Genomic DNA, 24,512 nt, shown 5'->3' on the forward strand with positions numbered 1-24,512 from the left:
CTTTGTCCACCCCGCTCGACCACGAGTTCGTCCGGTCGGTGGCCCGCGCCGCCGACCGGGCGACCGTCCCGCTGGCGGCCGCCCCCGACGACGAACCCACCGGTGCGACCCACCGCGATCTGGCCCGCCGGGTGAAGACCCTGGTCGCGGCGTACCGTTCCCCGGACTCGGCACTGCACGGCAGCAGGCAGGCCGTCGCCGCCGCGAGGACCCACATCGGCGCCCTGCGGGCCGCACAGACCGGCACCGGCCTCTTCGCCGGCGGCGACAACGTGCAGTCACCGCCGGACTCCGCGTTCACCGTCAACGACGTGTGCGACGCGCACGTCCTCGCCGCGGGCGCGGGGCCGGAACTGGGCGACGTCACGGACGCGCTCGCCGAGATCGCCGGCGCCGCCACCGGGGGCCTTCTGACCGGTGGGGTGCACACCCCGAACCACCGCTGGGAACTGTGCGCGGCGCTGGCCCGGCTGCACCGGTCGTTCCCGGACGGCCGGCTGCTCGACCGCATCGACGCGTGGCTCGCCGAGGGCGTCGACATCGACGCGGAGGGCCTGTACTCGGAGCGCAGCGCCGTCTACGCGTCCTACGTGTCCAACCCGTCACTGCTGCTCCTGGCCGACGTCCTCGGCCGCACCGACCTGCGGGACGCCGTCGAACGCAACCTCACCGCGACCCTGGACCTCATCCGACCGGACGGCACGGTGGAGACCGTCCACTCGCGCCGGCAGGACCAGCACCACCCGTTCCCGCTGGCGCCCTACCTGCCGCACTACCGGCTGCTCGCGATCCGCACCGGCCGGGGCGACTTCAGCCGGGCGGCGCGCGCGGCGGCGGCCGGCGGCATCGACGACCCCGGCCTGCTCGCCGAGACCCTCCTCACCCCCGACCTGTGCCGCGCGCTCCCGGCACCGGCGCCGGAACCCCTTCCCCGCGACCGGTACTTCACCACGGCGCGCCTTGCCTCACGTGCCTCCACCACCGCCCACAGCGTCCTGTACGGCGGCTCGGACGTGCCCGGGCACCGGCGCATCCGCTCGGGCCTCGCCTGCAACCCCACCTTCCTGCGCCTGTTCGCCGGCGACGCCGTCCTCGACGCGGTCCGCCTCTCCCGGGGATTCTTCGACCTGGGCCCGTTCCGCGCCGCCGGCATGCAACAGCTCGCCGACCACCGGTACCGGCTCACCGAGACCCTCACGGCCGCCTACTACCAGCCGCTCCCGCCGGACCGGCGACGGGACGACGGCGCCTACCGGGTGGCGGACGAGGGACGTTTCTCGGCCGCCATGGCCTTCCCGGACCGGCCCCGGGACGAGGTCTCCCAGACGACCCGCGTCGACGTCGATCTGCGCGAGGACGGTGCCGACCTGCGCATCGACATCAGCGGACCACGGGTGCCCTGGGCTCTCGAACTGACCTTCCGGCCGGGCGGCGTGCCGACGGGCGCGGTACCGATCGGCGACGGACGCTGGTGCCTTGCGACCGGACCGACGACCTACCGGGCCGGTGCCGACGAGATCCGGGTCGAGGCCCACGTCGAGGCAGGCGAACCGCTCGCCGGGCCGGACCGGAGCGACGTACTACGGTACGACCCGGGTCAGGACCACACCGTGGTGGGCGGCACCGACGCGACGACCGGGAACCGCGTCTACCTCGGAGGGCAAGGCCCGCAGACACTGAGCGTCACACTGCGCGCCCGCCGCGCCTCACCCGTCGCCCGCCCCTGACCATCCACGTCACGGCCACCTCCGGAACGAAGGGCTGACCTCCTCCGATGCACCTGCCGCGCCAGCTCGGCCCGCTGCACGACCTGCCGTCCACCCCCGAGGCCTACGACGCGGTCCTCGCCGACGTCGTCGAACAGGCGCTGGCCCGCCTCACCCCCGAGGGCAACCTCGAACACCCCGACGCGGACGACGACATCGGCGACACCTCCCTCGGCGTCACCTCCCTGCTGGCCCTGGCCTGGCAGCGGTCCAAGGACCCGCGGCTGCCGGAGGCGGTGCGCCGCAGCCTCGCCTTCCATCTGCGCGAACGGGTCTACACCGAGGACAACCCCGGCTACCCCAACCTCACCGTCCGCAACTCCGGTCTCCCATACGCCCGTTACGTCCTGGAGGCGGGCGCGCACCCGATCGGTGACTGGCCCAGCACGGTCTGGGCGCTGCTCCAGGCCGTGAACATCCTCGACCTCTCCGGGGGCCTGGTCGACGAGGGACAGTGCACGGAGCTGGTCGAGCTGGGCCGCGGTTACTGGCGCTGGCTGACCGAGGCCACCTTCTTCAACCCGCAGGAGGCCGGCAACCAGGCCATCGGGTGCGTGGTCGGCGGCCTGATGCTGGCACGGCACCTTCCACCCGAGGAGGCGCAGCCGATCCGGGAGCGGGCACTCGCCCTGTACACCGACAGGATCCGTGCTCACCGCGTCCTCGACCGGGGCGAGCTGCTGCCCCCCGAGCACGGCGGCGCCTACGACAACAACTACGGGCCGATCTCCCTGTCCTTCCTCGCCCAGGCCCACCGGGTCAGCGGCGAGGAGGTCTTCGCCGAGGACGGCGACGCGCTCGCCCGCTACATCGACGCCCGGCTCACGGGCGGCGGCTTCGACAACGGCGGACCGCGCTACAGCGAACAGCACTCGGCCTTCGAGTCGGTCCTCGGCCTGCGCTACTTCGGCGCCCGTATCGGCTCCGACCTGGGCCGCTACCGGGGCGACACGAACTGGGGACGGCACGCCGTCAAGCCGGACGGCGGTGTCGACGGGCACTTCGCCTGGATGCTGGTCTGGCAGATCCAGGACACCACTCCCTGGCACCGCGACCCGGCGACCGCCCCGGCCCGCCACCAACTCCGCGCCGGTACGGTCTCGGTGGCCTTCGACAGCCGCATGACCCCGTCACTGATCGAGGCCGGCGGCACCTACTACCTCCCGGCGGCGGTGAACCGGCAGCACGGCTTCGGCCCGGTCCTGGACGGCTTCCTGTACTGCCGGCCGATGGGCGAGGTCCGGGTCCGGGACGTCCACGCCGACGGCCTGACCGCCAAACTGGTCAGCAAGCCGGTCGTGGGGCGCGACCATGTCCTGCGCCACGTACGTTCCCTGTACGTCACGGACGGCACCCGGCTGTGGGTGACGGTGGCCGTGGAGCGTCTGAACGGCACGCCGTACCTGCTGGCCGGGCTGCCCTACGCGGCCGACGACGGCGAACGGGTGCGCCGGGTCGCCGAGGGCGAAACCGCCGCGGCGGGCGCCCTGCGCCTCACGCACCCCGCCGGGCAGAGTGCGGACCACTTCGACGCGCGCTCCGAACTCACCCAGGAGCAGGCCGCGTTCGCCCTCGCCGCCGACCCGCGCGGCTACGGCAACCCGGACGAGGGCTGGCGCCACCTGGTCACCTCGACTGCCTACGAGGCCGAACCGGCGCCGGGCGCACCGGAACACCTGCACGTGTTCGCCGTACGGTACGGGCCCGGCGGGGACTTCACGCCGTCCTTCGAAGGCGATCTGACGCTGCACACCGAGGAGTTCACGGCCGCGATCGGGGCCGAGGACGCCCACGGGGTGCCCGAACTGGTCCTGACCGCCTGCTAGCGCCGTTCCGCGCGTGGCGATGAGTCCTGTGGTCTCCGGCGGTCGTACGGTCGAACCCGTTTCCCGAGCAGGAGGACTCGCGATGCGCAGCGTGACCTATTCGATGGGTGTGTCACTCGACGGCTACATCGTCGGGCCGGACGGCACGTTCGACTGGGCGGCGCCCGACAAGGACGTCTTCCGCTTCTGGATCGACGAGATCCGGGAGGTCGGCGTCCATCTGATGGGGCGGCGGCTGTACGAGACGATGCTGTACTGGGAGACCGCCGACCAGGATCCCGCGCTCGACGACGCCGAGCGAGAATGGACCGCGCTCTGGAAGCCCCTCCCGAAGGTGGTGTTCTCCACCACGCTGTCGGAGGTGCGGGGCCGGGCCCGGCCGGCCTCCGGCAGCGTGGCGGAGGAGATCGAGCGGTTGCGGGCCGAGCCGGGCGACGGCGCCATCGCGATCGGCGGCGCGACGCTCGCCGCCGAGGCGGCCGAACGGGGTCTGATCGACGAGTACCGGACCGTGGTCCACCCGGTGCTGGTCGGCGGCGGCGTTCCGTACTTCCCCCGGCACGAGCGCCGGGTGGATCTCGAACACGTCGAGACCCGCACCTTCGGCTCGGGGGCCGTCTACCTCCGCCACCGGGTGGTGCGCTAGACCGCCGCGGCCCGGGCCGCGCCGGAGTCCATCGCGGGCGGCCCGGACTGCGAGCACGTCACCTTCGCCAGAACAGGTGGTGGGTCACGCCGCTCGGGCTGGGCACGACCTCCAGGTGGAAGCGGTCGAGGAGTTCGTCGGGGGACTCCCACAGGTGTAGGCCGGAGCCGAACTTCACCGGTGAGACCGCCACGTGCAGGGTGTCGACGAGATCGGCTTCGAGGAACTGGCGGACGGTGGTGACCCCGCCGCCGAGCCGGACGTCCTTGCCCTGCGCGGCTTCCCTGGCCTGGGCGAGGACCGTGGCCGGGTCGCCCTCGACGAAGTGGAAGGTGGTGTCGGAGAGCGTGAACGAGGGACGCGTGTGGTGGGTCATGACGAACACCGGGGTGCGGAACGGGGGCTCGTCGCCCCACCAGCCCTGCCACTCGTGGTCCTGCCAGGGCCCGCGCTGGGGCCCGAACTTGTTGCGGCCCATGATCTCGGCGCCGATGTTGCGGGCGAAGTCCCGGGTGAAGTAGTCGTCGAGGCCCCGGCTGCCCCCGGCATCCGTGCGGTTGGGCCAGCTCGCGGTGGCGCCGGCCCAGGCGAACAGCCGCTCGGCACGGTCGAGGCCGAACGGCCGCTCGAAGCTCTGGTGCTCACTGGCACCGGCAGCGACTCCGTCGGCCGATACGACGAAGTTCATGACTCTCAGCAGTTGATCCACGTGTTTCCTCGCCAGGTTCGGTTCGTGTCCTCGTGGGGCGAGACGCCGCACATCATGATGTCGAACGGGAGGCGGCCGGATCGACAGCGCCCCGCGACTTTTTCCGCGGGGGCAGCGCCGTCTCCGGCACCACCAGGTCCGCCCGGTCCCGGGTGGCCGCGACCAGGTCGGCGTTCAGCTGGTCGGTGCCCGCCACCCAGGCCACCGCCTGTTCGTGGCCCTTGCCGAACTCCTCGTGCCGGTCGACCAGCCGTCGTATCCGCTCGGACTCGTCGATCTCGCAGAACCACACCTCGTCCAGGGCCGGCCGCACCCGCGCCCACGAACCGTCCGCCAGCAGCAGGTAGTTGCCCTCCGTCACCACCAGCCGGGCGGTCGGCAGGACGGGGATCGCGCCCGCGATCGGCTGCTCCAGGACCCGCTCGAAGCCCGGCGCGTACACCACGACGTCCGTCTCCTCGCGCAGCCGCCGCAGCAGCGCCGCGTACCCGGCCGCGTCGAAGGTCGCGGGCGCCCCCTTGCGGTCCCTGAGCCCGAGGCGGTCCAGTTCGACGTCGGCCAGGTGGAAGCCGTCCATGGGGACATGCGCGGCCCACGGCTCTCCGCTGCCGTTCAGCTCCCGCACCAGATGCTTGGCGAGGGTCGTCTTGCCGGCACCGGGGCTGCCCGCGATGCCCAGGATCGCGCGCGGAGCCCGTCCGGCCAGTGAACGGGCGCGGTCGAGGAGGTCGTCGAAAGTCAGCGGCACGCAAAAAGTGTGACACCGGGCCCGGAATGTGGCGGGCGCCACCCCCTCGAAGCCGTCCGCTGGGGAAGATGCGGGACATGACTGCACTCGGTCTGCCCGACACCATCCAGGCCTGTCTCTTCGACCTCGACGGGGTCGTCACCAAGACGGCCGTCGTGCACGCGGCGGCCTGGAAGGCGACCTTCGACGCCTTCCTGCGCGGCCACGACGGACAGCGGCCCTTCGACGCGGTCGCCGACTACGACGAGTACGTCGACGGACGCCCCCGCGCCGACGGGGTCCGCGCCTTCCTCGACTCCCGCGGCATCCACCTGCCGGAAGGCACGCCGGACGACCCACCGGACGCGCCGACCGTGCACGGCCTCGGCAACCGGAAGAACGAACTGCTGCTGGAGAAGATCCGCACAGAGGGGGTCGAGGCCTACGACGGCACGCTGCGCTATCTGGAGGCGGTCCGCGCGCACGGGCTGCGCACCGCGATCGTCTCCTCCAGCGCCAACTGCCGTGACGTGCTGCGCTCGATCGGCGCCGAGCACTTCTTCGACGTCCGCATCGACGGCGTCGTGGCCGCCGAGCGGCGGCTGCCCGGCAAGCCGCACCCGGACACCTTCCTGGCCGCCGCCCAGGACCTGGGGGTGGAACCGGTCGCCGCCGCGGTCTTCGAGGACGCCCTGGCGGGCATGGACGCGGGTCGGGCGGGCCGTTTCGGGTACGTCGTCGGCGTGGACCGCGTCGGGCAGACGGACGCCCTGTACGCACACGGCGCGGACACGGTCGTGAAGGACCTCGCCGAGCTGGGAGGCAAGGAGTGATCACCCAACGGTCGTACGCCGTGGAACCCTGGACGGTCCGCGAGACCGCGCTCAACCTGGACGTGCTCGCACAGAGCGAGTCGGTCTTCGCGCTGTCCAACGGCCATGTCGGCTGGCGCGGCAACCTCGACGAGGGCGAACCGCACGGCCTGCCGGGCAGCTATCTCAACGGCGTGCACGAGGTGCACCCGCTGCCGTACGCCGAAGCCGGTTACGGCTACCCGGAGTCCGGGCAGACCGTCATCAACGTCACCAACGGCAAGATCCTGCGGCTGCTGGTCGACGACGAGCCCTTCGACCTGCGCTACGGCCGGCTCGTCGCCCACGAACGGGTCCTTGACCTGCGCCGGGGCGTCCTGGAGCGGACCTGCGAGTGGACCTCGCCGGCCGGCTCCACCGTGCGGGTGCGCTCCACCCGGCTGGTCTCGCTGACCCAGCGGGCGATCGCCGCCGTCTCCTACGAGGTGGAGGCCGTCGACCGGCGCTGCCGGATCGTGGTCCAGTCCGAGCTGGTCGCCAACGAGCAACTGCCCGACTCGAACGGTGATCCCCGTGCGGCGCTCGCGCTGCAGTCGCCGCTGGAGCAGGAGGACGACTTCGCCTCCGGGTGCCGGCTGCGTCTGGTCCACCGCACCCGGCGCAGCGGCCTGCGGGTCGCGGTCGCCGCCGACCACACCGTCTCCGGTCCCGAGCGGACCTCGGCCCGCGCCGAGAGCGGCGTGGACGTGGCCCGGCTGACCGTCACCTCCGTCCTGGAGCCCGGGCAGCGGCTGCGGCTGGAGAAGTTCGTCGCCCACGGCTGGTCCGGGGTGCGCTCACTGCCCGCCATGGCCGACCAGGTGGACGCGGCCCTCGCGGCCGCCGCCCACGAGGGCTGGCAGGGGCTCGCCGACGACCAGCGCGGCTACCTGGACGACTTCTGGTCCCGCGCCGACGTGGAGGTGGACGGCGACGAGGAGGTCCAGCAGGCGGTCCGCTTCGCCCTCTTCCACGTCCTGCAGGCGGGGGCCCGCGCCGAACAGCGGGCGATACCCGCCAAGGGCCTCACCGGCTCCGGATACGACGGGCACGCCTTCTGGGACACCGAGATGTTCGTGCTGCCCGTCCTCACCCACACCGCCCCCGGCGCCGTCGCCGAGGCGCTGCGCTGGCGGCACAACACCCTGCCCGCCGCCCGCGAACGCGCCGCCCAGCTCGGTCTGGACGGGGCCGCGTTCCCCTGGCGGACCATCGCGGGACCGGAGGGCTCGGCCTACTGGCCGGCGGGCACCGCCGCCTTCCACGTCAACGCCGATGTCGCCGACGCCGTGGTCCGCTACGTCGCCGCCACCGGCGACACCGACTTCGAACGGGACACCGGTGTCGAGCTGCTCGTGGAGACCGCCCGCCTGTGGCGCTCGCTCGGCCACCACGACAGCCGCGGCGCCTTCCACATCGACGGCGTCACCGGCCCCGACGAGTACAGCGCGGTCGCCGACGACAACACGTACACCAACCTGATGGCCCGCGCGAACCTGCTGGCCGCCGCGGACGCCGTGGAACGCCACCCGCGGCAGGCGGCGGAGCTCGGCGTCGACGCGGAGGAGAGCGCCGCCTGGCGGGACGCGGCCGAGTCCATGCACATCCCCTACAACCACGAGCTCGGCGTCCACGAACAGAGCGCCGGATTCACCCGGTACCAGCGCTGGGACTTCGAGAACACCCGCCCCGAGCAGTACCCGCTGCTGCTGAACTTCCCCTACTTCGACCTCTACCGCAAACAGGTCGTCAAACAGGCCGACCTGGTGCTGGCGATGTACACCTGCGAGGCGTACTTCGACGAGGAGCACATCGCCCGCAACTTCGCCTACTACGAGCCGCTGACCGTCCGCGACTCCTCGCTGTCCGCCTGCTGCCAGGCCGTCGTCGCCGCCCAGGCCGGACACCTCACGCTCGCCCACGCCTACACGGCCGAGGCCGCGCTGATGGACCTCGACGACCTGGAGCACAACACCCGCGACGGACTGCACATCGCCTCCCTCGCCGGCACCTGGATGGCCCTGGTGGCCGGCTTCGGCGGGCTGCGCCACTACGACGACGGGGCCCGCTTCGCCCCCCGGCTGCCAGAGCGGCTGCGCCGGCTCGCCTTCAGCCTGCAACTGCGCGGCAGCAGGCTCCGCGTGGAGATCGGCGCCGACAAGGCGACGTACACCCTGCTCGACGGCCCGCCGCTGACGGTGTACCACCACGGCGAGCCGGTGACGGTCGGCACGGACAGCCCGGCGGTACGGGCGGTGCCGCCGACCCGGCCGGGGCCGACACCGGCCCAGCCGCTGCACAGGGCACCGACTCGACCGGCGTGAGCGACGACGCCCCGTCTTTCAGGGGCGCTGGGGGTACCCCCGGCGCCCCCAAAAAAGAAGGGCGCTCACGTGAGGGCGTTGAAAAGGAGGTGTACCAGGTCGCCCGTCGCGTCCGCCGCGAACAGGGCCGCCAGCGCGCCCAGGGCGAGGACGGCCGCCGCGGCGGGCCACAACTGCGGGGGCGGAGTCGTCTGGAGTGCCGCGATCCGGCGCGTCACCGCGCGGTCCGTGAAGTTGAGGGCACAGGCCGGGCGCGCGGCGCGGCCCGCGCTGAGTGCCGCCCGGGCCAGCGCCAGGGCGGTGGTGCCGCGGTCCCCGACCTCGGTCGCCGCCTGCTCGTCCGCCCACCGCTCCACCAGGAAGGTCACCGCGGAACGGACCGGGCCGAGCAGTGGGTTGGCCGCCGCGGCGAGTGTCACCGCCGTCACCAGGCGGCCGTGCCGGTGCCTGAGGTGGGCGCGTTCGTGGGCCAGCAGCACCCGTCGCTCCGCCGGTGCCAGCGCGCCCAGCATCGCCGAGGTGACCAGGATCCGGCCCGGCCGCCCCGGGATCGCGAACGCCCGCGGCACCTCGCAGGCCGCCACCACCAGCTCGGTGTCCCTGGGATGCCCCTCGCACAGCCGCCGCAGCGCCCGCCGGGTGTGCCGCTCGGCCCGCACCGCCCGCTGCACCCGCCAGACCACCACGACCAGCGCCAGGCAGGCGGCGACGCCGATCACCTCGGGCACCGGGTCGGCCAGCGGCCGCCCGTCCTCGTGGGCCTCTCGGACCACCGGCGGGGCGTCGCCCAGCAGGGCCGTCGTGAGCAGGACCAGCGACCAGGTGGCCGCGGCGGCGGTCAGTACCGCGGCGGACGCGAGGACGCGCGCCGCCAGCGCCGGCGCGACCCGGCGGGCGATCAGCGGGCTGACCAGGTGGAGCAGCAGGGAGACCAGCAGCGGGGTGTAGACGTCGAACCTCATGCGCCGCCTCCGGCGAACAGGTTCCGCAGCGCCCGCTCCTCCTCCGGGCTCAGCCCGGACACGAACTGCTGGAGCGCCGCGATCGGGTCCGGGCCCCGGTCCAGGGCCTCGTGCATGGCTTCGGCGGTCAACTCGGCCGCGTTCTTCGCCGGCCGGTACGCACCGCGCCGCCCGTCGGCGTCCCGCAGCACCAGGCCCTTGTCGTACAGCCGCTTCAGGATCGTGTGCACGGTGTTGTACGCGAGCCCGCCGCCGATCTCGGTCTGGATCTCGGCGGGGGTCAACGGGCGTTCGGTCGCCCACAGTGCCGCCAGGACCTCGCTCTCCAGCTCCCCGGCGCTGCGCCGCTCCGTCCTGCCGCGGGACCCTGTGCCAGCCATGCCACAACCTTACAGCGCGTAGTGCCGCCGTTCGTATGGACTTACCCGCGCTGCCTCCGCCGGTAAGTCCGGTTAATTTGTCAGTGTTTGTCCCTGAGTCCATGGAGGGTCCTGCGCGCCGCAGGGGAACAGGGGGGTGCCTCGATGGTCCCGAACGTGAACGCCACACCCGTCCTGGGCCGTCGGGGACGCTACTGGCAGAGCGGTGCCTGCCTGGTGCTGCTGCTCGGCGCGGGCTGGCTGGTCCTGCGGCACTGGCCGGTCGTGGCGCACGGGGCGGTCCGGCTGGCCGGCGCCGACCAGGGGTGGCTGTTGGTTGCGGCCGTGGCGGCGGTCGGGACCTGGGCGTCGTCCGCGCTCGCCCAGCAGGGCGCGGTCACGCGCCGGCTGCCCGGCGGGCGGCTGGTCGCCGCCCAGTTCGCCGCGTCGGCCGCCAACCACGTGCTGCCCGCCGGGCTCGGCGCGGGCGCGGTGAACCTGCGGTTCCTGATGCGCTGCGGGCTTCCGGCGGGCCGCGGTGCGTCGGCCCTCGCGGTCAAGGCGGCCTCCGGTGCCGTGGTCCGGCTGGCGTTGATCGCCGTGCTCGCTCCCGCATGCCCCGGACTGCTGCGCGTCCCGCACGTGTCCGGGGCCGCGATCCTCGCCGTGACGGCTGCGGCCACCCTGGCCGGGGTGCTGCTCCGGGCCCGGGTCTGGCCCCGCTGCCGGGGTGCGCTGGCCGCCGTGGCCGCCGACATCCGGGCCCTGCACGCACGCCCGGTCCGCGCGGCCGCGCTGTGGGGCGGCTCGCTGACCTTCGCCGGGCTGCACGCGCTGGTGCTCTTCGCCGTGATCCGGGCGGTCGGACTGCCGCTGTCCCCGGCCCGGGTGGCGCTGCTCTACCTCGCCGCCAGCGGGGCTGCCGCGCTGCTGCCGACCCCGGGCGGCATCGGCTCCCTCGACGCGGCCCTCGCGTTCGCTCTCACCGTCTCCGGAACCCCGGCCGCCGCGGCCGCCTCCGCCGTGCTCGGCTACCGGCTGCTGACCGTGTGGCTGCCGCTGCTGCCGGGCCTGCTGGTGCTCGGGTTACTGATGCGGCGCCGGGCGCTGTGACCGGGCGGGCGTTTCCCGGCGCCCCGCATCAGGTAGGAGTCCGGTGTCGTCGGCCGACAGGAGGGGGACTGGTATGCCAGCGAACGACACGGAGGGCCGGCTGGGGGAGGAGTTCTTCACGCCGGGGACCTCGTCCTTCGCCTGCTTCCTCGCCGCCCACCGGCCCGAACTGCTGCCCACCCGCAGCCCGCTGCCCCCGGGCACGGTCGCCGCGCCGGACGCCTTCCCGCACGGCACCACCGTCCTCGCCCTCGCCTACCGCGACGGCGTGCTGATCGCCGGCGACCGCCGGGCCACCATGGGCAACCTCATCGCCCAGCGCGACCTGGAGAAGGTGCACCCCGCGGACGACCACACGGCGGTCGCCTTCGCCGGTACCGTCGGGCTCGCCGTCGACATGGTCAAGCTCTACCAGGTCGAGCTGACCCACTTCGAGAAGATCGAGGGCATCCCCATGACCCTCGACGGCAAGGCCCGCCGGCTCGCCGCGATGATCCGGGAGAACCTCGGCCAGGCCATGCAGGGCCTCGCCGTCGTCCCGCTGCTCGCCGGTTACGACCCCAAGGCGCCGGAGGGCACGCGCGGCCGCATCTTCAGCTTCGACGTGGCCGGCGGCCTCTACGAGAAGCGCGCCTTCCACGCCGAGGGCAGCGGCTCGCCGTACGCCGGCGGCGCCCTGAAGAAGCTGTACCGTCCCGGCCTCACCCGCCGCGAGGCCGCCCTGACCGCACTCCAGGCGCTCTACGACGCGGCCGACGACGACTCGGCGACCGGCGGCCCCGACCTCAACCGCCGTATCTTCCCGCTGGTCTCGGTCATCACGGAGGACGGTTTCGAACGGCTGCCGGAGACCGAGACGGCGGAGCTGACCCGGGAGATGGTCGACCAGCGCCGCACCCGCCCCGACGGACCCGGCGCGACGTCCTGACTCACGGGGCGGTCACCGGTCTCTCCGGTAGGTCGTCCCGGGTCCACGTGTCCGGAACCCACCGGGCCGCCACGCACGCGCAGAGCGCCAGCCACCCGGCCGCGAACAGCCAGCCGCCGATCACGTCGGTGCACCAGTGCACACCCAGGAAGACCCGGGTGGCCCCGACGGCCAGTGCCCAGCAGGCGACGGCCGCGCACCACGGTGTGCGGCCGTGCGGGGCCCTCGTCCAGACCGCGAGGATCACGAGGCCGGCGGCCAGTGCGGCCGTGGTGGTGTGGCCGGAGGGGAACGACCAGCCGGAGGCCGAGGTCTGCCAGTCGGCCTGCGGCGGCCGGGGCCTGGCGACCAGCTCCATCACGGCCTGACGGAGTGTCTGGCCCAGGGCGAGGCAACCCACGCCGAGGAGCGCGGCGACCAGCCGCTGCCGCCGGGTGCGGCCCGCGACCACCCCGGCCGCCACGACCAGGGCGTACGGCACGACCCCGGTGCCGGTCGCGGTGATCCCCCGGGCCACGGCTACCGCCACGTCGGGACGATGACCGAGGGACCAGGCCAGCAGCGTGCGGTCCGGGGCGAGCGGGACGCCATGCCGGCCGGTCACGACCAGAGCCAGCACCGCGAACGCCGCCCAGGCCCCGAACGCGATACTTCCCGCGAACTCCGCGGTCCTCTTGTGGTCCATGACGCCGACGACGGCCCTCCCGTTGCGGTGACTACGAAGATGTAGACGGTCTACCCGAATGTAGACGATTGCCGTCCCGCCGGTGTTCCCGCCTGTCTGTGTCCGTGTCCGGTCACGGGCTTTGCCGCACCATTGCCAGTTCATGACCGGCTGACTACATGGGTGTAGTCATCATGGTCGGCGGAGTAAGGCATGCCTTCACTAAGTTCGAGCCAAGGGGCGGGGACGGGCCTGCCGGGGAGGGCTGCGGCGGATGTGGGACGACGCGTTTCCTAGTTTCCTGATCGGGCTGAGGGAAGGTCTCGAGGCCGGGCTGATCGTCTCGATCCTCGTCGCCACGCTGGTGCGGGCCGGGGCCAGGAACCGGCTGCCGCAGGTGTGGACGGGTGTCCTGGCCGCGATCGCGCTGGCGATGAGCTTCGGCGCGGTGCTCACCTTCACCGCCGCCTCCCTCTCCGCCACCGCTCAGGAGGCGTTCGGCGGCACCCTCAGCGTGGTCGCGGTCGCCTTCGTCACCGCGATGGTGTTCTGGATGCGCCGCTCGGCCCGCTCCCTCGCCGGCGAGATCAAGGAGAAGGTCACCGGCGCCCTGGCCATGGGCTCGGGCGTGCTGATCCTGACCTCGTTCCTCGCGGTCGGCCGTGAGGGCCTGGAGACCGCGCTGTTCCTGTGGACCACCGCCCGGGCGGCCGGGGAGTCCGCGGGCCCCCTGGCCGGCGCCGGGATCGGCCTGGTCCTGGCAGCCGGCCTCTGCTGGGGCCTGTACCGGCGCGTGCTGAAGATCAACCTCACCCGGTTCTTCACCTACACGGGCGCGGTCCTGATCGTGATCGCCGCCGGCGTCCTCGGCTACGGGCTGCGCGATCTCCAGGAGGGCGGCGTCCTTGCGGGCGACACCGCGTACGCCTTCGACCTCGGCGCCCACGTCGACGCCGGCTCCTGGTACAGCACCCTCCTCCAGGGCGTCCTCAACATCACCCCGGCGATGACCTGGCTCCAGGTGATCGGATACGCCGGCTATCTCGCCGTGGTGATGACCCTGTTCGTACGCGGAGTGCGCGGAGTGCGTGCCGGTGCGCCGAAGCCGGCCGCCGCCACGTCCGCACCGCGGCCGGCCGTCGCCGAGCCGGAGGCCGCCCCCGAGCCGGTGGCCGATACGCCGGCGCCCACGCCCGCCACCCAGCTTCCGGAGCCGGAGCCGGAGCCGGTGCCGGCCGCCCGCGAGCCCGAGCCGCAGCCCGCCACGGGCGCGCGGCGCCGCCCCGCCTGGGTGGTGCCCGTCGCCGTGGTCGCCGTCCCGGCCGTCGTGGCCGGGCTCGTGGTCGCCTTCGCCCGGCCCAAGCCCACCAGCGGCGAGACCGTCGCCGTCTCCGAGACCGAGTGCGGCAAGGGCTTCACCGCGCCCAAGCCGGGCCGGCAGACCTTCCAGATGCAGAACACCGGCGGCAAGACCTCCGAGGTGTATCTGATCGACCCGAGCACCAACGCGGTCTACGGCGAGGTCGAGGGCCTCGCCCCCGGCACCACCCGGGACCTGGTCGCCACGGTCGCCGGCGGCACCTACGCCTGGCGCTGTGTCCCCTCCGGCGGCAAGGCCGTCACCTCCGCGTCGGTCACCGTCAGCGGTGGCGGAGGCAGCACCAAAGCGGTCGTACCGGTCTCCGAGAACGACCTCGCGGCGCCGCTGAAGGCCTACAAGGCGTATGTCGGACAGGGCCTGGCCACCCTCGTCGCGCAGACCCGCACGCTCGACGCCGACATCGCGGGCAACCATCTCGACAGGGCCCGCACCGACTGGCTGACCGCCCACCTCACCTACTCCTCCCTCGGTGCCGCCTACGGCACCTTCGAGGACTTCGACAAGAAGATCAACGGCCGTGCCGACGGCCTCCCCGGCGGGGTGGCCGACAAGGACTTCGCCGGGTTCCACCGGGTCGAGTACGGGCTGTGGCACGGGCAGACCGCGGAGCAGCTGAAGGCTCCGGCGCAGGCGCTCGCGGACGCGGCGGCCGGGCTCCAGAAGGCGTTCCCCACCCAGGACTTCGACCCGGGCGACCTGCCGCTGCGCGCCCACGAGATCCTGGAGAACACCCTCCAGTTCGAGCTGACCGCCGACACCGACGAGGGCAGCGGCACCAACCTCGCCACCGCGAACGCCAACCTCGCCGGCACCCGCGAACTGCTCACCGTACTGCGCCCGCTGCTCACCACCCGGGCGCCGAAGCTGCTGCCGGCCGTCGACGCGGACATCACCCGCCTCCAGCAGCTCCTGGACGCCGAGCACCAGGGCACGACCTGGACCCCGGTCGAGCAGCTCGACACCGTCACCCGGCAGCGGATCGCCGGAGCCACCGGACAGCTCCTGGAGGACCTCGCCCCGGTGCCGGACCTCCTGGAGATCAGGAAGTCCGCCTGATGAACGCCGCACCACACCCGCACCCGCACGACGAAGGGAACCCTCCGATGTCCGCTGCCGACACCCCGTCCTGCCCGATGGGCACGGGCCGCCGCTCCTTCGTGCGGACGGCGCTGGGCGCCGGGGCCGCCGGCGCGGTCCTGGCCGGCGGCGGCTTCGCGCTCAGCCAGGCCGGCGGCACCGCCGAGGCCCAGGCCGCCGACGCGAGCAGCACCACGATGGTCCCCTTCCACGGCACCCACCAGGCCGGCATCCTCACCCCGGCCCCGGCCGCCGCCACCTTCGTCTCCTTCGACGTCATCGCCGACAGCCGGCAGGAGCTCGCCGACCTGCTGAAGACGATCACCGCACGGGCCCGCTTCCTCACCTCCGGCGGTACCCCCGACGACCTGGGCGTCGGCGCGCCGCCCGCCGACAACGGCATCCTCGGCCCCGAGGTCCCCTCCGACGCGCTGACCGTCACCGTCGGCGTCGGCGCCTCCCTGTTCGACGACCGCTACGGCCTGGCGAAGGCGAAGCCGGCCCGGCTGACGCCGATGCGGACCTTCCCCAACGACAACCTGAAGGCAGCCGAGTGCCACGGCGACCTCTCGCTGCAGATCTGCGCCAACAGCACGGACACCGTGCTGCACGCCCTGCGGGACATCGCCAGGCACACCCGGGGCGGCATGCAGATCAGGTGGCGGATCGACGGTTTCCAGAACGCCCCGCGGCCCACCGGCGCCCAGCGCAACCTGCTCGGCTTCAAGGACGGCATCGCCAACCCGGACGTCACCTCGGCCCGGGAGACCAGCCGGCTGATCTGGGTCGGCGAGGGACAGGGCGAGCCGGCCTGGACGGTGGGCGGCAGCTACCAGGTGGTCCGGATCATCCGGATGCTCGTGGAGTTCTGGGACCGGGTCTCGCTCAGCGAGCAGGAGCTGATGTTCGGCCGCCGCAAGGACACCGGCGCCCCCCTGGACGGCGCCAAGGAGACCGACATCCCGAACTACGCCAAGGACCCGAGGGGCAACGCCATCCCGCTGGACGCCCACATCCGGCTCGCCAACCCGCGCACCGCCAGGACCGACAGCACCCGCATCCTGCGCCGCGGCTACAACTACGACCGGGGCGTCGACAGCGTCGGCAACCTCGACATGGGCCTGGTCTTCTGCTGCTACAACCAGGACGTCCAGCGCCAGTTCGAGGCCACCCAGACCCGGCTGATCGACGAGCCCCTAGTCGACTACATCTCCCCGACCGGCGGCGGCTACTTCTTCGCGCTGCCGGGCGTGAAGAACGCCGAGGACTGGCTGGGGAGCGGACTGCTGGCGGCCTGAGCTCGACCGCCCCCCCTGGCCTTTACCTTCTCATGACGTTCTCTTGGTGAAGCCCTGGTATAGGCGCTACTGCGAACGATGTGCAAGTACGGGAGGATGGCACAAGGCTGCCGACGGCAGCTGCCCATCGCTCGACCGAAGGATGTCACCTCCCGATGACGGCTGCCCCTGGTTCCGCTCCGTCCCTCCCCGCCCAGGCCGAGACCAAGCGCTCGGCCTGGCACCGTGTCCGGGGCTCCATGACACGCCAGGAGTGGATCAGAGTCGGTGGGATGGCCGGATTCGTGCTGGCCCTGCACGTCATCGGCTGGGGGACGCTGGTCGGGATCATCGCGCCGCAGCACTTCAGCGTGGGCACCGAGTCGTTCGGCATAGGCATCGGCGTGACCGCGTACACGCTGGGCATGCGGCACGCCTTCGACGCCGACCACATCGCGGCCATCGACAACACCACCCGCAAGCTGATGGGGGAGGGGCAGCGCCCGCTGTCCGTGGGCTTCTGGTTCTCCCTCGGCCACTCCAGCATCGTCTTCGGCCTCTCCCTGCTGCTCTCGTTCGGCATGAAGGCCCTGGCCGGCCCCGTCGAGGACGACGGCTCGCACCTGCACGAGGTCACCGGCCTGATCGGTACGACGGTCTCCGGCACCTTCCTCTACCTCATCGCCGGCATCAACCTGGTCATCCTGGCGGGCATCTGGAAGGTGTTCCGGCAGATGCGCTCCGGCGCCTACGACGAGGCCGCACTGGAGACCCAGCTCAACAACCGCGGCTTCATGAACCGCTTCCTCGGCCGGGTCACCGGCTCGATCCGCAAGCCCTGGCAGATGTACCCGCTCGGCCTGCTGTTCGGCCTCGGCTTCGACACCGCCACCGAGATCGCCCTGCTGGTCCTGGCCGGCTCCGGCGCCGCCTCCGGCCTGCCCTGGTACGCCATCCTCACCCTGCCGGTGCTCTTCGCGGCCGGGATGTCGCTGCTCGACACCATCGACGGCTCGTTCATGAACTTCGCCTACGAGTGGGCCTTCTCCAAGCCGGTCCGCAAGGTCTACTACAACCTCACCATCACCGGCCTGTCCGTGGCCGTCGCGCTGATCATCGGCACCGTGGAACTCCTCGGTCTGCTCGCCGACAAGATGGACCTGCACGGCGTCTTCTGGGACTGGGTTTCCGGCCTCGACCTCAACACCGTCGGCTTTGTCATCGTCGGCCTCTTCTTCGCCACCTGGGCGATCGCGCTGGTGGTGTGGAAGGCGGGCCGCATCGAGGAGAAGTGGACGGCGGGGCTGAGCCCCCGGACCGCCGAGCAGACCGAGGGCTGAGCGCGCCCGCTGGAAGTGCCGCGACGTGCCGTCCTGCGACGGCGGCGCCGTCGTGGCCGGTCGCGCAGTTCCTCCCCCAGTCTTCGGCCGGGGGTACTCCCAGCGCCCCTTACGGGGCGCTCGTCAGCCGCGTACTTTCAGATCCGCCCGCCACTTGATGATCTGCTTCTCCGCGTCGCCCGTGTACGACCACGGGGTACGGGTCGCCCGCCGCCCCTGGAGCCGCAGCAGCTCCACCGCGAGGTCCGTGACGCCCGCCTGACAGGCCGCGTGCGTCAGGTAGTTGAGGTCGCGCAGCTCGCCCGGGGCGACCGGGCCCTCGGCGCGCTGGGCGATCCAGCGCTCCCAGGTGCGCCGTACGTCGCTGACCGCGCCGTCGTGCTTCCAGTGCTGGCTGAGCGCGACCGCGTTCTGCTGTCCCTGCGCCGCGTCCAGGGCATACCGGAACTCCTCGACGCGGGCGTACTGCACCAGGACGGGCAGCGCGCAGCCCGGCGGGGCGACCCCGGCCGCGTCCCGGGCGAAGTCGTACATCAGGCCGTGCGTACCGTGCCAGCGTGCCGAGTAGTAGTGGAGCACCTGGAGATGGCCCTCCACGTTGTACGGGTCGCGCCGGTGCAACTCGTCCCACCAGCGGGCGAGTTCCTGCCGGCGCACCCCGGTCGGATACAGCCGGGCCACCGAGATCAGGGAGACCCAGGGGGTCGGGTCCTGGGGGTACGCGTCGGCGGCGGCCAGGCAGGCCAGCACGGCGGTGTCGATCCGGGCCCGGTCGATCGGGACACCCCGGCCCGCCGAGATGGCCAGGGTGAACGCCCGGGCCGTCTCGGTCGCCGCCCGCAGCACCAGCGCGTCGGCGCCGTGCGGCTCGGTGGCCAGCCAGGACTCGGCCGTCGAGTTGCCCGCGCAGGCCTGCGCCAGCAGCCGTACCCGGTGTCCCCGGGCCAGCCAGTGGGGGCCGGTGGCCCGGAGCAGGTCCCGCAGGCCCTGCCAGCGGCCGATGACGATGTCCTGACGGGCCGAGGTGAGGGATTCGTCCCCGCAGTCCGGGTCGAAGTCGGGGGCGAAACGGTCGCGCGCCATCGGACTCGTACCTCAGAAGTCGGTGGGGAGGCCTTCGTAAGCCTGGGCGTGCACGGTGACTGGGTCGTCGGGCACGTAGTCGGCCTCGACCGTGCGGGTGGCGTCCAGCTTGGCCGGCCGGTAGTAGTCGCTGCCCTGCTTCCAGTACCAGAGCATCGGGACCAGGCCGACGGCCAGCCCGCCGATGCCGATCGCGATGGCCGCGGTGCTCAGTTCGCCGAGCGACTCGACGAAGATCCAGAACATGAACACCGCGCCGAGCAGCGGCCACAGCCCGCCGAGCAGGAAGTTGCCCGCCGACTTGAACAGCATCTTGCGGTAGGCCACGACCACCGCGAGGCCCGCGAGACCGTAGTAGACGGCGATCTGCAGGCCGATCGCCGAGATGGCGTCGTAGAGGATCTCGCCCACCGAGCCCAGCGCGTTGGAGGCGATGAACAGGGTCAGCGCCACCGCGCCGACCACGCCGATCGCCACGTGCGGGGTGTTCCAGGTGCGGTGCACCCGTCCCAGCGCGGTCGGCATCGTCCGGTCGCGGCCCATCGCGAACAGCGAGCGGGTGACCTGGATGAGCGTCGTCTCCAGGGTGGCGATGGTGGACAGCATCACGGCGGCGATGAGCAGTTTGCCGCCCCAGCCCGGCCAGATCTCCTCGCCCAGCACGCCGAGCACGTTGGCCTTGTTCGCATCGATCTGGTCCGAGGAGAGGATGACGTTCGAGGCGATGGTGAAGACCTCGAACAGGGCGAAGACGATGCCGACGCCGATCAGGCCCGCGAGGCCGGTGGTGCGGCGGGAGTTGCGGGTCTCCTCGCTGAGGTTGCTGGTGACGTCCCAGCCCCAGTAGTAGAACGCGGCGATGAGTGCGCCCGAGGCGAAGCCGGAGACGCCGTCGAAGTGGGAGAAGCCGAGCCAGGACCAGTCGAAGCTGCGGGCGTTGCCGGTGTGGAAGAGGGCCAGCACCGCGAAGAGCAGCAGGATCGCCAGTTCGATGCCGGACATCACCAGCTGGGCGCGGACGGTGAGGCGGGCGCCGCCGAGCACCACCGCCAGCATGATCAGGAACCAGGCGGCGCCGACCACCGTGGACAGGGCCACGTTGCCGGCGAGGCCCGAGTCGAACAGGGACAGCGTCATCGACCCGGCGGGCAGCGAGCCGGCCACCATGAAGATGGTCGCGGACACCACCAGCGCCCAGCCGCTGACGAAGCCGAGGAACGGGTGCAGGGTGCGCCCCACCCAGGAGTAGCTGGCGCCCGCGTTCACGTCGATCCGGCCGAGGTAGCTGAAGGCGAGCGCGATGCCCAGCATCGGTATCGCGCACCACAGCAGGGCGGCCGGACTGGCCAGCCCCACCGCCCCGACCAGCACCGCGGTGGTCGCGGCCAGCGAGTACGCCGGTGCGCTGCCCGCGACGGCCATGACCACGGTGTCGAGCGTGCCGAGGGCGTTGGCCTGGAGCCCTCTGCCCCTGTTGTTGCTCATGGTTGTGCTGCTTTCCGGTCGTGCAGGGCGCACGGGAGTGCAGGCCCGCGGTGGTACGGGTGGGGGGTGCACGACCCGCCCCGCACCCGGTGAGGGATGGCCTCGGGCAGGGGGCCGGTCGGAAAGAGAAAGGGGTGGTGAGGGCCGCATGCCCAGAGTCGGCGAACGGTCACACCGCGTGTGTGGGTGTGACTATAGCGGCACTCTTTGACCTTTCAAGCTGACCGACCGGTAATCACATATGCCACTTGAGGCCGACAAGTCTCACGCCGGAAGCAGTGGTTCCGTGAGCCCCTCAGTCCCCCAGCCGGTCGAGCTGCCGCAGCTTGTTGGTGGCGTCGAGGGCCGCGACCTTGTACGACTCCGCGAGCGTCGGGTAGTTGAACACGGCGTCCACCAGGTAGTCGACCGTGCCGCCGCAGCCCATCACCGACTGACCGATATGGATCAGTTCTGTCGCTCCGGTACCGAAGCAGTGCACACCGAGCAGCCGCCGGTCCTCGGGAGAGACCAGGAGCTTGAGCATGCCGTGCGAGTCGCCGATGATCTGGCCCCGGGCCAGCTCCCGGTAGCGGGCCACCCCGACCTCGAACGGCACACTGTCCCCGGTGAGTTGGTCCTCGGTCCGGCCGACGAAGCTGATCTCCGGGATCGTGTAGATGCCGATGGGCTGGAGGTTGTCCATCTGCCCGACCGGTTCCCCGTAGGCGTGGTACGCGGCGACCCGTCCCTGTTCCATCGAGGTCGCGGCGAGCGCCGGGAAGCCGATGACGTCGCCGACGGCGTAGATGTGCGGTACCTCGGTGCGGAAGTGCTCGTCCACCTTGATCCGGCCGCGCCGGTCCGCGGACAGGCCCGCCTTGTCCAGGTCGAGTCCGTCGGTCAGGCCCTGGCGGCCCGCCGAGTACATCACCGTGTCCGCCGGTATCTTCTTGCCGCTCTCCAGCACGGTCAGCGTGCCCCGCGGATGCCGCTCGACGGCGGCGACGGTCTCCCCGAACCGGAAGGTGACGGCCAGGTCCCGCAGGTGGTACTTGAGCGACTCGACGACCTCGACGTCGCACATGTCGAGCATGGCCGCGCGCTTCTCGACCACCGTGACCTTGCTGCCGAGCGCGGCGAACATGCTGGCGTACTCCATGCCGATGACACCGGCACCGACGATGACCATGGAGCGCGGCACCCGCTCCAGTGACAGCACGTTGTCCGAGTCCATGATGGTACGGCCGTCGAACTCGACGCTGTCCGGCCGGGCCGGCCGGGTGCCGGTGGCGATGATGATGTGCTCGGCGCTCAACAGCCGCTCGTTGCCGGTCGGTTCGCGCAGGGCGACGGTGTGCGGGTCGACGAACCGGCCGACGCCGGAGCAGAGGGTGACGTGGTTGCGGGAGAGCTGGTTGCGGATAACGTCCACCTCGCGGCTGACCACGTGCTGGGTGCGCGCGGTCAGGTCGGCGACGGTGATCTCCTCCTTCAGCCGGTAGCTCTGGCCGTACAGGTCGCGCTGGGTCAGGCCGGTCAGGTAGAGGACCGCCTCGCGCAGGGTCTTGGAGGGGATGGTCCCGGTGTGGATGGAGACACCGCCGACCATGTCGGGGCTGTCCACGACGGCGACCCGGCGGCCGAGCTTGGCCGCGGCGATGGCGGCCTTCTGACCGCCGGGTCCGGAACCGATGACGAGCATGTCGAAGTCGGGCACCCTGCGAAGTCTGTCAGCAGCCGCCCCCGCTTCGAAAGGGTGAACGGGCAACCTTCGCGTGAAATCCGGTACGGACCAGGCCCGTTGCGCGCCTCACGGGGCCCGGGGGCCGCCGCCGTCAGGGCAGGAGCCGCTCGATGCAGTTCGGTCCCTCGCGCTCCATCTTCTTCCTGGCCCATTCCAGCGTGGCCGGGGTGACGTCCCGGCCGGACGCCATCACCAGGTCTTCGGGCGCCACCCCGGTGCCGGGGGCGCTGTGCAGCAGGGAGTCCGGGGTGGCGCGGTCGTCGGACGGCCGGGACGCTTCGGGTTCTGAGGTCGACATGGTCCCTCCTTCGCGGAGCGGGGTGCACACTCTCACGATTGCCTGCCCGGCCGCACCCCGCATCCCGGGAGGCAATTCGCCCCTTTCAAGCTGTAAGGTGACCGTACATCCGTACCGGGGAGGCCGTCACGATGGCCGAGCAGCTGTTGTACCAGAATGCGCCCGGGAGCCCCCGCTACCTGCCGATCGCCGAGCACGGACTGATCGGCGACCTGCGCAGCGTGGCCCTGGTCGGCAGCAACGGCACGATCGACTGGTACTGCAGCCCGTCCTTCGACGCCCCCAGCGTCTTCGCCGCCGTCCTGGACGCCGAACGCGGCGGCTTCTTCGCGCTGGCCGCCGCCGTACCGGCCCGCACCAAGCAGTTCTACTTCCCCGACACCAACGTGCTGATCACCCGGTTCTACACCGACGAGGGCGTCGGCGAGGTCCAGGACTTCATGCCGGTGGCGGGCGAGTCGGCCGAGTGCGCGCGGCACCGGTTGATCCGCCGGGTGCTGTGCGTGCGCGGCACCGTGCCCTTCCGGGTCCGGGTGGCCCCCCGCTTCAACTACGGCGCCGACCCGCACACCCTGCGCACGCTCGGTGACACCGCGCTGTTCGAGTCCGCGGACATGTCCCTGCTGCTCACCTCCACGGTGGCCCTGGAGAGCGACGGCCCGGACGCCTGCGCCGACTTCAAGGTCTCCGAGGGCGAGTCCGCCGTCTTCGCCCTCGACCAGGCCGGCGAGGACATCGCCCCCCGCGGCTGCGCCCGTGCCGAGGCCGAGCGGCAGTTCGAGACCACGGTCTGCTACTGGCGGCGCTGGCTCCACCAGTCCCGCTACCGGGGCCGCTGGCGCGAGATGGTGCACCGCTCCGCGCTCACCCTGAAGCTGCTCACCTACGCCCCCACCGGCGCCATCGTCGCCGCGCCCACCACCAGCCTGCCCGAGCAGGTCGGCGGCGAACGCAACTGGGACTACCGCTACGTCTGGATCCGCGACGCCGCCTTCGCCGTCTACGCCCTGCTGCGGCTCGGCTTCAGCAGCGAGGCCGCCGCCTTCATGAAGTTCGTGACCACCTACATCAGCCCAGGCGACGGCTTCGCCTCCGGCCCGCTGCAGATCATGTACGGCATCGACGGCCGCTCCGACCTGCCCGAACGCGAGCTGACCCACCTGGAGGGCCACTGCGGCTCCGCCCCGGTCCGGGTCGGCAACGGCGCGGCCGGCCAGCTCCAGCTCGACATCTACGGCGCCCTCATCGACTCGATCTACCTCTACGACAAGTGGGCCGAGCCCATCTCCAGCGCCCAGTGGGACGACGTCACCCGACTCGTGGGCTGGGTGTGCGACCACTGGGACCAGCCCGACGAGGGCGTCTGGGAGACCCGGGGCGGCCGGAAGAACTTCCTCTACTCGCGGCTGATGTGCTGGGTCGCCATCGAGCGGGCGATCCGCCTCGCCAACCGGCGCGGCCTGCCCGCCGACCTGCCCCGCTGGCTGCAGTGCCGCGACACCATCTACCGCTGGATCATGGATCGCGGCTGGTCCGAGCGGCGCGGCGCCTTCGTCCAGCACGAGGGCGGGGACGTCCTCGACGCCTCGCTCCTGATGATGCCCCTGGCCAAGTTCATCGCCCCGACCGACCCCAAGTGGCTGTCCACCCTGGACGCCCTCACCGAGGACCTGGTCTCCGACTCCCTCGTCTACCGCTACGACCCGCAGGCCAGCCCCGACGGGCTCCGCGGCGACGAGGGCACCTTCTCCATCTGCTCCTTCTGGTACGTGGAGGCCCTGGTGCGCGCCGGGCGCGTGGACGAGGCCCGGCTCGCCTTCGAGAAGATGCTCACCTACGCCAACCATCTCGGGCTGTACGCCGAGGAGATCGGCCGCACCGGCGAGCAGCAGGGCAACTTCCCGCAGGCGTTCACCCATCTCTCCCTCATCAGCGCCGCCTTCAACCTGGACCGCGCGCTCGGCTGAGGG

The 24,512-nt window shown here is 72.2% G+C and carries 20 protein-coding genes; 11 read left to right on the forward strand and 9 right to left on the reverse strand.

Features of this window, described 5'->3' with window-relative positions:
- Window positions 1-2: 2 nt before the first annotated feature.
- The 3 genes from ACFY0P_RS05795 (at window position 3) to ACFY0P_RS05805 (ending at window position 4,238) form a co-directional block, all read left to right on the forward strand.
- Window positions 3-1,727 carry a hypothetical protein gene (locus tag ACFY0P_RS05795; protein ID WP_388907749.1) on the forward strand — a complete coding sequence of 575 codons (1,725 nt, stop codon included), beginning with the start codon at window positions 3-5 and terminating at the stop codon, window positions 1,725-1,727.
- A 47-nt stretch (window positions 1,728-1,774) separates the two neighbouring features.
- Window positions 1,775-3,592 (forward strand): hypothetical protein, encoded by a 1,818-nt coding sequence (locus tag ACFY0P_RS05800; protein WP_388907751.1) that lies wholly within the window; start codon window positions 1,775-1,777, stop codon window positions 3,590-3,592.
- Between the two features lie 82 nt (window positions 3,593-3,674).
- Window positions 3,675-4,238 carry a dihydrofolate reductase family protein gene (locus ACFY0P_RS05805; protein ID WP_388907753.1) on the forward strand — a complete coding sequence of 188 codons (564 nt, stop codon included), beginning with the start codon at window positions 3,675-3,677 and terminating at the stop codon, window positions 4,236-4,238.
- A gap of 58 nt (window positions 4,239-4,296) precedes the next feature.
- Here ACFY0P_RS05805 and ACFY0P_RS05810 read toward each other — a convergent pair whose 3' ends face one another.
- A complete protein-coding gene (locus ACFY0P_RS05810; protein WP_388907755.1) occupies window positions 4,297-4,947 on the reverse strand; it encodes a dihydrofolate reductase family protein in 651 nt (216 codons plus the stop codon).
- A 52-nt stretch (window positions 4,948-4,999) separates the two neighbouring features.
- A complete protein-coding gene (locus ACFY0P_RS05815) occupies window positions 5,000-5,695 on the reverse strand; it encodes a nucleoside/nucleotide kinase family protein (protein ID WP_388907757.1) in 696 nt (231 codons plus the stop codon).
- 77 nt (window positions 5,696-5,772) lie between these two features.
- On the opposite strand from ACFY0P_RS05815, the gene ACFY0P_RS05820 reads away from it, so the two are divergent.
- Both ACFY0P_RS05820 and ACFY0P_RS05825 read left to right on the forward strand, forming a co-directional pair.
- A complete protein-coding gene (locus tag ACFY0P_RS05820) occupies window positions 5,773-6,507 on the forward strand; it encodes a beta-phosphoglucomutase family hydrolase (protein WP_388907759.1) in 735 nt (244 codons plus the stop codon).
- Window positions 6,504-8,849 (forward strand): glycoside hydrolase family 65 protein, encoded by a 2,346-nt coding sequence (locus ACFY0P_RS05825; RefSeq protein WP_388907761.1) that lies wholly within the window; start codon window positions 6,504-6,506, stop codon window positions 8,847-8,849. The genes ACFY0P_RS05820 and ACFY0P_RS05825 overlap by 4 nt, the downstream gene beginning before the upstream one ends.
- A 65-nt stretch (window positions 8,850-8,914) precedes the next feature.
- Here the strand turns inward: ACFY0P_RS05825 and ACFY0P_RS05830 are convergent, their stop codons facing one another.
- Window positions 8,915-9,811 carry a M56 family metallopeptidase gene (locus tag ACFY0P_RS05830; protein WP_388907763.1) on the reverse strand — a complete coding sequence of 299 codons (897 nt, stop codon included), beginning with the start codon at window positions 9,809-9,811 and terminating at the stop codon, window positions 8,915-8,917.
- Window positions 9,808-10,191: a BlaI/MecI/CopY family transcriptional regulator gene (locus tag ACFY0P_RS05835; RefSeq protein ID WP_294007099.1), complete on the reverse strand. Its 384-nt coding sequence runs from the start codon at window positions 10,189-10,191 to the stop codon at window positions 9,808-9,810. Before ACFY0P_RS05835 ends, ACFY0P_RS05830 begins: the two co-directional genes overlap by 4 nt.
- 144 nt (window positions 10,192-10,335) lie before the next feature.
- On the opposite strand from ACFY0P_RS05835, the gene ACFY0P_RS05840 reads away from it, so the two are divergent.
- Together ACFY0P_RS05840 and prcB are read left to right on the forward strand one after the other, a co-directional pair.
- Window positions 10,336-11,283 carry a YbhN family protein gene (locus tag ACFY0P_RS05840; protein ID WP_388907766.1) on the forward strand — a complete coding sequence of 316 codons (948 nt, stop codon included), beginning with the start codon at window positions 10,336-10,338 and terminating at the stop codon, window positions 11,281-11,283.
- 73 nt (window positions 11,284-11,356) lie between these two features.
- The gene (prcB, locus tag ACFY0P_RS05845) at window positions 11,357-12,211 is read left to right on the forward strand and encodes a proteasome subunit beta (RefSeq protein ID WP_388907768.1); all 855 of its coding nucleotides are present in this window, start codon (window positions 11,357-11,359) and stop codon (window positions 12,209-12,211) included.
- 1 nt (window position 12,212) lies between these two features.
- Here the strand turns inward: prcB and ACFY0P_RS05850 are convergent, their stop codons facing one another.
- Window positions 12,213-12,896, reverse strand: a complete 684-nt coding sequence (locus ACFY0P_RS05850; RefSeq protein ID WP_388907770.1) for a phosphatase PAP2 family protein — start codon at window positions 12,894-12,896, stop codon at window positions 12,213-12,215.
- Window positions 12,897-13,149: 253 nt separating this feature from the next.
- Here ACFY0P_RS05850 and efeU point away from each other — a divergent pair, with 253 nt between their 5' ends.
- The 3 genes from efeU to ACFY0P_RS05865 all read left to right on the forward strand — a co-directional run bounded on the left by efeU (window position 13,150) and on the right by ACFY0P_RS05865 (window position 17,950).
- The gene (gene efeU, locus ACFY0P_RS05855) at window positions 13,150-15,312 is read left to right on the forward strand and encodes an iron uptake transporter permease EfeU (protein ID WP_388907772.1); all 2,163 of its coding nucleotides are present in this window, start codon (window positions 13,150-13,152) and stop codon (window positions 15,310-15,312) included.
- A gap of 47 nt (window positions 15,313-15,359) precedes the next feature.
- Entirely contained in the window at window positions 15,360-16,631 is a 1,272-nt protein-coding gene (gene efeB / locus ACFY0P_RS05860; protein ID WP_388907774.1) for an iron uptake transporter deferrochelatase/peroxidase subunit, read from the forward strand.
- Window positions 16,632-16,786: 155 nt separating this feature from the next.
- Entirely contained in the window at window positions 16,787-17,950 is a 1,164-nt protein-coding gene (locus tag ACFY0P_RS05865; protein ID WP_388907776.1) for a HoxN/HupN/NixA family nickel/cobalt transporter, read from the forward strand.
- A gap of 123 nt (window positions 17,951-18,073) precedes the next feature.
- On the opposite strand, the gene ACFY0P_RS05870 is transcribed toward ACFY0P_RS05865, so the two are convergent.
- From ACFY0P_RS05870 to ACFY0P_RS05885, 4 genes are all read right to left on the reverse strand, one after another.
- The gene (locus ACFY0P_RS05870; RefSeq protein WP_388907778.1) at window positions 18,074-19,033 is read right to left on the reverse strand and encodes a hypothetical protein; all 960 of its coding nucleotides are present in this window, start codon (window positions 19,031-19,033) and stop codon (window positions 18,074-18,076) included.
- Window positions 19,034-19,045: 12 nt separating this feature from the next.
- A complete protein-coding gene (locus tag ACFY0P_RS05875) occupies window positions 19,046-20,518 on the reverse strand; it encodes an APC family permease (protein ID WP_388907780.1) in 1,473 nt (490 codons plus the stop codon).
- A gap of 295 nt (window positions 20,519-20,813) precedes the next feature.
- A complete protein-coding gene (gene sthA, locus ACFY0P_RS05880; RefSeq protein WP_388907782.1) occupies window positions 20,814-22,217 on the reverse strand; it encodes a Si-specific NAD(P)(+) transhydrogenase in 1,404 nt (467 codons plus the stop codon).
- A 118-nt stretch (window positions 22,218-22,335) separates the two neighbouring features.
- Window positions 22,336-22,542: a hypothetical protein gene (locus ACFY0P_RS05885; RefSeq protein WP_123979411.1), complete on the reverse strand. Its 207-nt coding sequence runs from the start codon at window positions 22,540-22,542 to the stop codon at window positions 22,336-22,338.
- Between the two features lie 131 nt (window positions 22,543-22,673).
- Here ACFY0P_RS05885 and ACFY0P_RS05890 point away from each other — a divergent pair, with 131 nt between their 5' ends.
- Window positions 22,674-24,509, forward strand: coding sequence for a glycoside hydrolase family 15 protein (locus tag ACFY0P_RS05890; protein WP_388907784.1), 1,836 nt, complete (start codon window positions 22,674-22,676; stop codon window positions 24,507-24,509).
- Window positions 24,510-24,512: the final 3 nt, after the last annotated feature.

It is taken from the genome of Streptomyces sp. NPDC001714 (genome assembly GCF_042892755.1).
GTDB lineage: Bacteria > Actinomycetota > Actinomycetes > Streptomycetales > Streptomycetaceae > Streptomyces.

What these genes read in the sequence shown, in the direction of transcription:
- ACFY0P_RS05800 (WP_388907751.1), top strand. Translation starts at nt 1,775, where the DNA reads ATGCACCTGCCGCGCCAGCTCGGCCCGCTGCACGACCTGCCGTCCACC.
- ACFY0P_RS05805 (WP_388907753.1), top strand. Translation starts at nt 3,675, where the DNA reads ATGCGCAGCGTGACCTATTCGATGGGTGTGTCACTCGACGGCTACATC.
- ACFY0P_RS05820 (WP_388907759.1), top strand. Translation starts at nt 5,773, where the DNA reads ATGACTGCACTCGGTCTGCCCGACACCATCCAGGCCTGTCTCTTCGAC.
- ACFY0P_RS05830 (WP_388907763.1), bottom strand. Translation starts at nt 9,811, where the DNA reads ATGAGGTTCGACGTCTACACCCCGCTGCTGGTCTCCCTGCTGCTCCAC.
- ACFY0P_RS05835 (WP_294007099.1), bottom strand. Translation starts at nt 10,191, where the DNA reads ATGGCTGGCACAGGGTCCCGCGGCAGGACGGAGCGGCGCAGCGCCGGG.
- ACFY0P_RS05840 (WP_388907766.1), top strand. Translation starts at nt 10,336, where the DNA reads ATGGTCCCGAACGTGAACGCCACACCCGTCCTGGGCCGTCGGGGACGC.
- prcB (WP_388907768.1), top strand. Translation starts at nt 11,357, where the DNA reads ATGCCAGCGAACGACACGGAGGGCCGGCTGGGGGAGGAGTTCTTCACG.
- ACFY0P_RS05850 (WP_388907770.1), bottom strand. Translation starts at nt 12,896, where the DNA reads ATGGACCACAAGAGGACCGCGGAGTTCGCGGGAAGTATCGCGTTCGGG.
- efeU (WP_388907772.1), top strand. Translation starts at nt 13,150, where the DNA reads ATGTGGGACGACGCGTTTCCTAGTTTCCTGATCGGGCTGAGGGAAGGT.
- efeB (WP_388907774.1), top strand. Translation starts at nt 15,360, where the DNA reads ATGTCCGCTGCCGACACCCCGTCCTGCCCGATGGGCACGGGCCGCCGC.
- ACFY0P_RS05865 (WP_388907776.1), top strand. Translation starts at nt 16,787, where the DNA reads ATGACGGCTGCCCCTGGTTCCGCTCCGTCCCTCCCCGCCCAGGCCGAG.
- ACFY0P_RS05870 (WP_388907778.1), bottom strand. Translation starts at nt 19,033, where the DNA reads ATGGCGCGCGACCGTTTCGCCCCCGACTTCGACCCGGACTGCGGGGAC.
- ACFY0P_RS05875 (WP_388907780.1), bottom strand. Translation starts at nt 20,518, where the DNA reads ATGAGCAACAACAGGGGCAGAGGGCTCCAGGCCAACGCCCTCGGCACG.
- ACFY0P_RS05885 (WP_123979411.1), bottom strand. Translation starts at nt 22,542, where the DNA reads ATGTCGACCTCAGAACCCGAAGCGTCCCGGCCGTCCGACGACCGCGCC.
- ACFY0P_RS05890 (WP_388907784.1), top strand. Translation starts at nt 22,674, where the DNA reads ATGGCCGAGCAGCTGTTGTACCAGAATGCGCCCGGGAGCCCCCGCTAC.